The organism is Chryseobacterium sp. SIMBA_029 (genome assembly GCF_046535275.1).
Lineage (GTDB): Bacteria > Bacteroidota > Bacteroidia > Flavobacteriales > Weeksellaceae > Chryseobacterium.
The window spans coordinates 1-264 of sequence record NZ_JAWRXA010000445.1 but is presented as its reverse complement, the minus strand read 5'-3'; the positions used below and the strand labels follow the sequence as shown (position 1 = coordinate 264).

Below are 264 nucleotides of genomic sequence, written 5' to 3'. Positions count from 1 at the left end.
CGGAGCCGCCGTGATCAGCATGTCGATCTGCCCGGCCATGACGTCGGCCAAGGCCGCGCCCGCGCCCCGATAGGGAATATGGGTGAGCGAGATGCCGGCCTCGCTCTTGAACACTTCGGCGGCCAGGTGGGTGGAACTGGCCTGTCCGCCCGAACCGAAGTTGAGCTTGGCCGGATGCGCCTTGGCGTACTGGACCAGGTCTTGCAAGGTCTTGCACGGCGACGTTTCGGGCACGATCAGCACCAGCGGCGTCTCGATGATTTC

The 264-nt window shown here is 65.2% G+C and carries 1 protein-coding gene; it reads right to left on the bottom strand.

The window, feature by feature from the left end; genetic code table 11:
- Nucleotides 1-264: Bug family tripartite tricarboxylate transporter substrate binding protein (locus tag SB679_RS24780; RefSeq protein WP_410704949.1), on the bottom strand; the 264-nt coding region annotated here is incomplete at both ends.